12 protein-coding genes are annotated in these 8338 nt (G+C 49.9%); 10 read left to right on the top strand and 2 right to left on the bottom strand.

All coding sequences use genetic code 11. The features are described from left to right. Positions 1-211 precede the first annotated feature (211 nt). From fabZ to FD23_RS07510, 3 genes are all read left to right on the top strand, one after another. The gene (gene fabZ, locus FD23_RS07520) at positions 212-673 is read left to right on the top strand and encodes a 3-hydroxyacyl-ACP dehydratase FabZ (RefSeq protein WP_002879757.1); all 462 of its coding nucleotides are present in this window, start codon (positions 212-214) and stop codon (positions 671-673) included. Between the two features lie 112 nt (positions 674-785). Continuing rightward, positions 786-1721, top strand: a complete 936-nt coding sequence (locus tag FD23_RS07515) for an AAA family ATPase (RefSeq protein ID WP_025896252.1) — start codon at positions 786-788, stop codon at positions 1719-1721. A gap of 74 nt (positions 1722-1795) precedes the next feature. Then, the gene (locus FD23_RS07510; protein WP_014565238.1) at positions 1796-2008 is read left to right on the top strand and encodes a hypothetical protein; all 213 of its coding nucleotides are present in this window, start codon (positions 1796-1798) and stop codon (positions 2006-2008) included. Positions 2009-2073: 65 nt separating this feature from the next. Here the strand turns inward: FD23_RS07510 and pepC are convergent, their stop codons facing one another. Together pepC and FD23_RS07500 are read right to left on the bottom strand one after the other, a co-directional pair. Then, positions 2074-3423, bottom strand: coding sequence for an aminopeptidase C (gene pepC, locus FD23_RS07505; protein ID WP_025896253.1), 1350 nt, complete (start codon positions 3421-3423; stop codon positions 2074-2076). An 89-nt stretch (positions 3424-3512) separates the two neighbouring features. Beyond that, entirely contained in the window at positions 3513-3800 is a 288-nt protein-coding gene (locus FD23_RS07500; protein ID WP_003615858.1) for a hypothetical protein, read from the bottom strand. Between the two features lie 105 nt (positions 3801-3905). Between FD23_RS07500 and FD23_RS07495 the strand changes: the two genes are divergently transcribed. The 7 genes from FD23_RS07495 (at position 3906) to FD23_RS10705 (ending at position 8119) form a co-directional block, all read left to right on the top strand. Continuing rightward, a complete protein-coding gene (locus tag FD23_RS07495; RefSeq protein WP_052933742.1) occupies positions 3906-4460 on the top strand; it encodes a dCTP deaminase/dUTPase family protein in 555 nt (184 codons plus the stop codon). Beyond that, the gene (radA, locus tag FD23_RS07490) at positions 4460-5836 is read left to right on the top strand and encodes a DNA repair protein RadA (protein WP_025896254.1); all 1377 of its coding nucleotides are present in this window, start codon (positions 4460-4462) and stop codon (positions 5834-5836) included. The genes FD23_RS07495 and radA overlap by 1 nt, the downstream gene beginning before the upstream one ends. A gap of 109 nt (positions 5837-5945) precedes the next feature. Beyond that, on the top strand, positions 5946-6893 hold the full coding sequence (locus FD23_RS07485) for a glycosyltransferase family 8 protein (RefSeq protein ID WP_052933741.1): 948 nt from the start codon (positions 5946-5948) through the stop codon (positions 6891-6893). A 61-nt stretch (positions 6894-6954) separates the two neighbouring features. Next, positions 6955-7134 carry a hypothetical protein gene (locus FD23_RS10710; protein ID WP_230844878.1) on the top strand — a complete coding sequence of 60 codons (180 nt, stop codon included), beginning with the start codon at positions 6955-6957 and terminating at the stop codon, positions 7132-7134. Between the two features lie 28 nt (positions 7135-7162). Next, complete coding sequence (locus FD23_RS07475; protein WP_052335812.1) at positions 7163-7612, top strand: EAL domain-containing protein; 450 nt, start codon at positions 7163-7165, stop codon at positions 7610-7612. Continuing rightward, a complete protein-coding gene (locus FD23_RS07470; protein ID WP_230844877.1) occupies positions 7590-7973 on the top strand; it encodes an EAL domain-containing protein in 384 nt (127 codons plus the stop codon). Before FD23_RS07475 ends, FD23_RS07470 begins: the two co-directional genes overlap by 23 nt. Continuing rightward, complete coding sequence (locus tag FD23_RS10705; protein ID WP_230844880.1) at positions 7922-8119, top strand: hypothetical protein; 198 nt, start codon at positions 7922-7924, stop codon at positions 8117-8119. Before FD23_RS07470 ends, FD23_RS10705 begins: the two co-directional genes overlap by 52 nt. Positions 8120-8338: the final 219 nt, after the last annotated feature.

Genomic DNA, 8338 nt, shown 5'->3' with positions numbered 1-8338 from the left:
GTCGTTATTAACATTGTAAGGGACAACCCTTCTTTTTTGTTGCCTATTTTCTATTTACACAAGAATTTATACTGAACCTTTTTTCTTCTTTTTTACTCGGAAAAAATCAGCGGTTATTGAAAAGCTTGACATCGTTTTTGGGAGTGTTACACTTAGTCACAAGTTATTAGAAAACTTGTGAAAAGATTTTATAAACGGAAAGTGTGATAAGATGCCAGTAATGACAGCCCAAGAAGTGATGGATTTGATTCCCAACCGCTACCCGATCTGCTATATCGACCGGGTGGAGGAACTGGAAGCCGACAAAAGGATCAAGGCCGTGAAGAACGTGACGATCAACGAGCCCTTTTTCCAGGGGCATTTCCCGGGAAATCCGGTGATGCCCGGGGTCTTGATCATTGAAACTTTGGCCCAGGCGGCCTCGATTTTGATCTTGAAGTCACCGGCCTTTTACAAGAAGACTGCTTATCTTGGAGCGATCCACCAGGCCAAGTTCAGAAGGATGGTCCGGCCGGGTGATGTTTTGGAAATGGAAGTGAAGATGCTCAAGGTCCGGGCTAAGACGGGGAGCGTGGCGGCAGTGGCTAAAGTGAACGGGGACCTGGTCTGCCAGACGGAACTGGTCTTTATCGTGGGTGACCGGGACGGCAAGGACATGCAGGCGAAAAATTAGAAAAAGCAAAAATTTATGGCGACTTTTGCCAGATTGCTAAATGTCGGGGGCAATCTATGGTAAAATCTATTCTGAATATATTCAAAATAGATTTTTTAAAATGGAGCTAGATATGCGCAAATTATTTCTTTTGAGAGGCGCGCCCGGCTCTGGCAAGTCTTCATTTATCGCCCGGCACCACTTATTGCCGTACGCGATCAGCGGGGATGCGATCCGCCTGCTTTTGGCGAACCTGACCGTTTACTATGACCAGAAGACTGACGTTCTGCACCAGGTTATTCCGCGGCATGTCACGGAACAGACCAAGCGGATGAAGGACAACTTGGTTGAGCACAAGATGTCCTATGGGGAAACCGTCATCGTGGACGGGACCCACATTGTCGCCAGCGAGATCGATCACTACAAGAAGTGGTGCGAGAAGTACCATTACGAGTGCTATGTGGTTGATTTTATGCAGAACCAGACCCTGGAAGGTTTGTTGAAGAGAAACCAGATCCGGATGCAATACGACTGGGTGAAGCCGGAAGTCATCACGATGATGTACAATTCTTACAAGGCGCACCCGGAGCTGCCCAAGTGGGTTAAGGGGATCAAGCCCAACCAGATGGAGCAGGCCCTGCAGCAGAGAGAGAACAATCTGGACCATTATTCACATGTGATTGCCATACCTGACGAGGTGGCGGAAGAAGATTTTCCACATGTGCACATTTCCAACTTCTACTTCTCTTTCAACGACAAGTTCAGTGAAAAGTACGGGACTTACCGGAATGTGGTGACGATCGGCAAGACCAAGGAAGAGGTGGTCGACGAGTTCCGTCTGCCATACTTTGCCTTTAAGTTCCACCACAAGCACTTTTTGATTTCGGCTTACCCGATCAGAAACGAGATGCTGGACCCGGTCAAGAAGGTCAAGGGGACCTGGTCTTACACGACCGGCCTTTACAACGTGGCTGACTTTATCAGAGAATTTCCGAAAAACGATGAATCACACGTTCACCAGTTTAATTTGAGCAATCTGGACCGGACCAGACTTTTGTACATTTGGTAAAAGACGGAGAAAAAGCTTTTCCTTAGGATTGCGGGGAAAAGCTTTTTTCATGTGATTACACTAAGCTGACAGACTTGAATCACAAACAGCTGGTTTATCACTTCTTGTTTAGAAAACGGGCTGCGAGAACGGTGGATGCCTTGATCATGCCAGAAGAAGGGGGGACGCGGACGGAAAAATACGTGGACCTCAATAATGATTGGCTGCCAAAAGCAGATCAAAACATCGCTATTTTGCTGACGCATTTGAATGCCAAAGACGTGATTCAATGTTTTGTTCAACACTAAATTTCCATACATACCAAAAAACGAGTTGCGCGATGCAACTCGTTTTTCATATCTATTCAAATCTATTAGAAGTCGAAAGCCAAAGCGCCCATTGGGTCCCATGGCAGAAGTTCGATTGGGTTTTCCTTGCCTTCGTCGTAAGCCTTCTTAACGTCTTCTGGCAGGAAGGCCTTGTTCAAAACAGCCTGGTAAACGAATTGGTCGAACCATTCGTCGCTCATGACGAAGTAGCCCTTGAAGCCTGGCTTGTCACCCCATGAGTTTTCGATCTTCCACTTAGTTGGCTTGTCGTCAACCAGGTCAACGGCAGTGATAACCATGGCGTGGTTCATCATGCTTTCGCCTGAGTCCAGGCGGTCAGCCTTGCTCATTGAGAAGTCGTAGTCAAAAAGCTGGTCTCTTTGGTAGATCTTAGTGTCCAAAAGCCCGGCTTCCCGGTCACCGCCCTTGGAAACGTCTGAACCAAACCAAACAACTTCGCCTTGCTTCAATTGGTTGATGATCAAGTACTTGAACTTGGACAGTTCCAGGTTGAGGTGGCGGACTTGCCGGCCGCCAACCACGTTGCCCAGGTATTCTACTGAGAAGACCTTGTTGTATGGCTTGTCAGCAGTAGGCCCGTTGATAACTGAGATGTAGTTTTCCAGATCCCAGCCAACGTACTTCTTGAAGAAGTCTTGCGGGGTGATGTCCTTGTCGATGTGGTAGTTGCCGTCATCGTCAGTGTATTCAAAGTTGAAGCTCTTTGGCGGCAAGCCCAATGAAGTAGCCAGCATGCGGAAGATAGCGTCCAAAAGTTCAGCCTTGTGCGCCTCTACTTCTTCTGCGCTCTTGCCTTCGTTGACCAAAGCCCGCAGTTCCAAACCGCCCTTGCGGAGCATGGTGTTCAAAGTGTCATTCAAAGCGCGGGAGTTTTCTGAGTTAGCAGTTTCCGGGTAAACCTTCTTCGGCACGATCCCGTACTTTTCAATCAAGCCGCAGAGCATGTCCCATTGCCCGCCGTCTGATTGCGGAGTAGCAAAGAGGAAGGAGACCTTCCGGTCGCCCAGTGGCTTGTCAGCTGAGCCGATCACGTTTTCAAAGAAGAAGTTTGACTTTTCAAACTTGTCCCAGAAGAAGGTGTAGCTCTGTGACAATTCAAAGCCCTTCAGCTTGAACTCCTTTTGGATTGAGTGACGCATGGTGTTCAAAGCACTGAACATCCAGCAGCGGCCTGACTGCTTTTGGTTAGTAACTGAACCAGTGTCGATTTCCACTGAGAAGGTCGGATCCAGGTCCACCTTGCTTTGGGTGCTTTGGCTGGCCTTGAAGATCCCGTTGGTTTGGGCAGCGTTGGCAGCTACCCCGTAAGCTGGGTGCTTGCTCAAGTTGCTGGTGAAGTTTTCGATCGTGTCAAAGCTGATTTCTTTTGACATCCTATTGCCTCCTGTTCCTCTTTTTTCTTTTTAAAAAACTGTCTAGGCTCATTTTAGCCCATAAAAACAAGGCCGTCTATCAAAGTAGCTTAATTTGTTGGTTTCCCGGCCCAAATGTTCGTCAATTCCCCGTGCTTTTGACAATAAGCGATCACTTGCGGGTCTAAAGGCCAAACTTTTAAGCCCGTCTCCTGGCAAAGCTTTTCTACTTGCTTCATCACTTGGTCCAAAGTTCCTTCTGGTGCCCCCGGCGCGATAAAAAGCTGGTTCATGGCCCAAACCGGCCCGCTCTTTCTCTCGATCAAGAGGAGGGGACTTTTGGCAACCAACTGGCCGTCAGCCTTGATTTCAATGACTTTTTCTCTTTCTTCTGGCATAGCTTTTCCTTTCAAAGCGGCAAATATTTTGCGGTCCTTGCCTTTTTCTTTGCTGTCTTAACTAGTGTAAAATAGATGTCTAGATAATTAAAGGAGCAAAAAAACATGAACAGAGTAAGAGGCTTTGAAGTAGTTAAGAAGTATGAAGGACAAGGCTTGACCCTGCCCCGCCGGCAGACTTTGGCCAGCGCCGGCTACGACATCGAAGCTGCCCGCGACATCACCATCCCCAGCATCTGGAGCTTGAACTTCGTCAGGATCTTCCGCTTGATCAGAAACGGCCATGACTTGATCGAAAGCGACTTTTTGCAGGCTGAAGAAGTCTTAAAGCCGATCTTAGTCCCAACTGGCATCAAGGCCTATATGCCAGAAGACGAGGTCCTGATCCTGGCCAACCGGTCCTCCAACACCTTCAAGCGCAACCTGTCCTTGCCAAACGGGATCGGCGTCATCGACAGCGACTACTACAACAACCCAAACAATGAAGGGGAGATCTTCATCCAAGTCTTGAACTACGGCGTCCGTCCCCTCAAGATCAAAAAGGGTGAACGGGTCGCTCAGGGTATCTTTATTAAGTACCTCAAAACTGATGACGACCAGCCAATTGAAAGCCAGCGCTTAAGCGGCTTTGGCTCAACCGGCAAGAAGGGCGGCAAGTAATGGCCAGAGCTAGAACCCAGTACAAGTGCCGGTCTTGCGGCTACATCTCCGCTTCTTACCTGGGCCGGTGCCCGAACTGCGGGGCCTGGAACCAGTTTGAAAAAGAAAGCCAGGAGGTCCGCCAGACTTCTACTAAAGCTACCCCCAGCCGCTTGATGGCCAGCGTGGGTGCTAAAGAAGCCATTAAAATGTCCACCGTCAAGGCGGAAAAAGAAGAACGGGTCTTAACCAAGTCCTCTGAACTCAACCGAGTCTTAGGCGGCGGGATCGTACCAGGCTCTTTGGTCTTGATCGGCGGGGACCCCGGCATCGGCAAGTCCACTTTGATGCTGCAGATCATGAGCGAACTGGCCGAAAAATACAAGGTCCTCTACGTCTCCGGGGAAGAATCTGCCAGCCAGATCAAGCTGCGGGCTGACCGCTTAGGCCTGGGCCAAAGCCCCATGCTTTTATACCCGGAAAGCAACATGGAACACATCCGCGACCAGATCGACGACGTTAAGCCAGATTTTGTCGTAATCGACTCCATCCAGACCATGAATGAACCCAGCCTGGACTCCATGGTGGGCTCAGCTTCCCAGGTCCGGGAAGTTACCGCCGAATTGATGAAGATCGCCAAGCTGGACCAGGTCACTGTCTTTGTCATCGGCCACGTGACCAAGGAAGGGTCCATCGCCGGGCCGAAAATCCTGGAGCACATGGTTGACACCGTCCTTTACTTTGAAGGTGACGAGCACCATGCCTACCGGATTCTGCACTCAGTCAAGAACCGTTTTGGGGCGGCCAACGAAATCGGCATGTTTGAAATGAAGACCGAAGGCCTGGCAGAAGTGACCAATCCTTCCGCGGTCTTCTTAGATGAACGCCTGCCCGACTCAACTGGGTCAGCCGTGGTCGTTTCTTTAGAAGGTACCCGGCCGATCTTGGGCGAAATCCAGGCCCTGGTCACCCCAACCGCCTTCGGCTATGCCAAGCGGACTACTTCGGGCCTGGACTACAACCGGGTCTCCCTGCTTTTAGCCGTTTTGGAAAAAAGGGGGAACCTAATGCTGCAGAACCAGGACGCCTATTTATCAGCGACCGGCGGCATCCGCTTAAACGAACCGGCCATTGACCTGGCCATCGCCATGGCCATTGCCTCCAGTTACTATGACAAGGAAATCTCCGCGACTGACTGCTTTGTCGGGGAAATCGGCCTGACCGGGGAAGTCCGTCGGGTCAACCAGATCCAGGCCCGGGTCAAGGAAGCCGGCAAGGTTGGCTTCAAGCGGATTTTTATCCCGAAATACAATATGAGCTCGGCCTTGCAGGATTTGGGGATTGAGGTAATTCCGGTCTCCAGCGTCCGCCAGGCCCTCCACTACCTTTTCTCATAGAGAAAACGAATGTAATATTTCATACAATTTGCACTTTCCCCTTGCTAAAATGCTGGTAAGAGCTACAATGTAGCATATGATTGGGGATAGATGGAAAGGGGAAATATTAATGACAGTTCCAGTATTTTATTCAATCAGTGACGACTTCACCCCATACGCGGCTGTCTCACTGCACTCTTTAGTCAAGCATGCTGACCCAAAGCGTGACTACACGGTAACCTTTTTGCACCAGGGCTTAAGCCGGGACCATGAAAAGGCCCTGGCCGCTTATAACAGAGACAATGTCCACATTAAGTTCTACGAGATGTCCGACGAACTCCTCAAGCCAATCCAGGACCGGAAGGAGAACTACTTGCGGGGCGACTTCTTTGCCGTGTCCATTTTCTACCGCCTCTTTATCCCGGACCTCTTCCCGGAATACGACAAGGTAGTCTACATCGACAGTGACACGGTCTTAAATGACGACATCGCCAAGCTTTATGACCATGACTTAGGCAATAATCTCCTGGGTGCCTGCACCGACACTTCCATCCAGTTCGTGGAAAAGATGCTCCGCTATATCAAGGAAGTCTTGACTCTGGATCCGAAGGAATACATCAATTCAGGGATGCTGGTCATGAACGCCAAGGCCTTCAGAGAGGAAAACTTCGTTGACAAGTTCTTCAGCCTCTTGGGCCGCTACCACTTTGACTGCATCGCCCCGGACCAGGACTACCTAAATGAAATCTGCTCCGGCCGGATCAAGTACCTGGACGGCCGCTGGAACGCCATGCCAAACGAAAACACCGCGGCCTTGGAAAATCCTGGCCTTATCCACTACAATCTCTTCTTTAAGCCTTGGCACTTCAGCGGGATCCAGTATGAAGACTATTTCTGGACCAACGCCGAAGAAACCATCTTTGCGGATGAACTGAAGGCAGAACTGGCCAAGACGACCGATGAAGAAAGGGACACCGAATACCACAAGCTGGACCACATGCTGGGCAAGCTGGACACGACCCTGCAGGATCCCCACAACTGGGCCCGGGTTAAGGAAAATGAGCAGGTAACTTTATAATTCACAAGAAAAGCTTTCCAAAATTCGTTTTTGGAAGGCCTTTTTAGTAAGTTCTATGTTTATGATCCAGAACCAGGTGACTGGGAGCGCAGATCATCCGCCTGCACACCCGATTAAAGCGCCTGCCTTTAGCCAGCTCCGGGTGCGGGTCGGAGTCTACCAGTATGATGAGAAAGTCAGTCCTTCTTTAGCCTGTGACCGGGCCAAGCTGGCCTGCGGACCAAGCAAAGAAGCAGCCTGAGCAGAGCTGGTGCTTATACACTTCGGCCATGCAGGAAAAGGAAGAATTAAAGCAGTACTTGATCGACCACCTGGATGAAGCTATTGAAAAGCACTACCTGCAGGTTTACTACCAACCAGTCATCCGGACCTTGACCGGCCGCCTCTGCGGGGCGGAAGCCTTGATCCGCTGGATTGATCCGGTCAAGGGCTTCTTGGCACCGGGCGACTTTATTCCCCTCTTTGAAGAGATGAACTTGTCCTACAAGGTTGACCGTTATGTCATCCAAGAAGTTACCCAGGGCCTGCGCGGACGTATCGACAAGGGAGAAAAGCTCGTGCCAGTTTCCATCAACTTGTCCCGGGCAGACTTCCAGATGATGGATCCTTTGACCGAATTAAACCAGGCCATGCGGAAAAATGGCTTGCACTGGTCCCTAGTCCGCGTGGAAATCACCGAAAGTGCCTTATCTAAGGATGTTGCCGGCGGCCATTCATAACTTCCGCCAGGCTGGTTATGAAGTCTGGAAGGACGACTTTGGTAGCGGCTATTCTTCCTTAAACTATCTCAAGAATTTTGAATTCGATGAGATCATATCCGCCTGCGTGAAGATGGCCAAGGACCTGGGAATCCATACTTTGGCTGAGGGGGTTGAAACTAAGCAGCAGTTGGACTTCTTGCAGTCGATTGGCTGCGAGCGGATCCAGGGCTTTTACTACATCAAGCCCTTGCCAACCGGTGAGTTTGCCAAGCTGGTGGTTGAAAAGGGGATCGAAATTGAGAACTGGCAGCAGAGCAAGTTCTACCAGTGTGTTGGCCTGGTGGACTTGGTCAGCGACAGCCGACCCGCCTGGCCTTAGACGATGGCAGCCATTTCCGCTTGCTTTATGTCAACGAAGAATTTCAGAAAGAAGTCAAGCGGGCACCGGCAGTCTTTAAGCAGATCGTTAATGAATGGAACAAGCCGGAATCAGAAATTGCCAAGTGGCTGCACGCCTTTGCCTAAAAGGTTGACTAGGGTGAGGCAAGCTACTTTGACTTTAAGCAAACCGAGCAATATCTCCGCCTTACTGCCCAGCAAATTGCCAGATGCTCTTGATCAACGCCAGCGACATCACAGTGCAATACCTAAAATAAGCAAGAGGCTGATGTGACCCCCAAAATTGGGACAATTTAGTATTACGCCGTTAAGGTTGTTAAAACATGATTCCGATATTCAATCGGG

This window comes from Lactobacillus delbrueckii subsp. delbrueckii DSM 20074 = JCM 1012 (genome assembly GCF_001433875.1).
GTDB classification, from domain to species: domain Bacteria; phylum Bacillota; class Bacilli; order Lactobacillales; family Lactobacillaceae; genus Lactobacillus; species Lactobacillus delbrueckii.
Note: the sequence above shows the minus strand (reverse complement) of the source record. Positions and strands in the feature narration are given on the sequence as shown.

Coding starts and splice junctions, on each gene's coding strand:
- FD23_RS07475 (WP_052335812.1), top strand. CDS start 7,163: ATGCAGGAAAAGGAAGAATTAAAGCAGTACTTGATCGACCACCTGGAT.
- FD23_RS07495 (WP_052933742.1), top strand. CDS start 3,906: ATGAACAGAGTAAGAGGCTTTGAAGTAGTTAAGAAGTATGAAGGACAA.
- FD23_RS07500 (WP_003615858.1), bottom strand. CDS start 3,800: ATGCCAGAAGAAAGAGAAAAAGTCATTGAAATCAAGGCTGACGGCCAG.
- radA (WP_025896254.1), top strand. CDS start 4,460: ATGGCCAGAGCTAGAACCCAGTACAAGTGCCGGTCTTGCGGCTACATC.
- pepC (WP_025896253.1), bottom strand. CDS start 3,423: ATGTCAAAAGAAATCAGCTTTGACACGATCGAAAACTTCACCAGCAAC.
- FD23_RS10710 (WP_230844878.1), top strand. CDS start 6,955: ATGATCCAGAACCAGGTGACTGGGAGCGCAGATCATCCGCCTGCACAC.
- FD23_RS07470 (WP_230844877.1), top strand. CDS start 7,590: ATGTTGCCGGCGGCCATTCATAACTTCCGCCAGGCTGGTTATGAAGTC.
- FD23_RS07485 (WP_052933741.1), top strand. CDS start 5,946: ATGACAGTTCCAGTATTTTATTCAATCAGTGACGACTTCACCCCATAC.
- FD23_RS07515 (WP_025896252.1), top strand. CDS start 786: ATGCGCAAATTATTTCTTTTGAGAGGCGCGCCCGGCTCTGGCAAGTCT.
- fabZ (WP_002879757.1), top strand. CDS start 212: ATGCCAGTAATGACAGCCCAAGAAGTGATGGATTTGATTCCCAACCGC.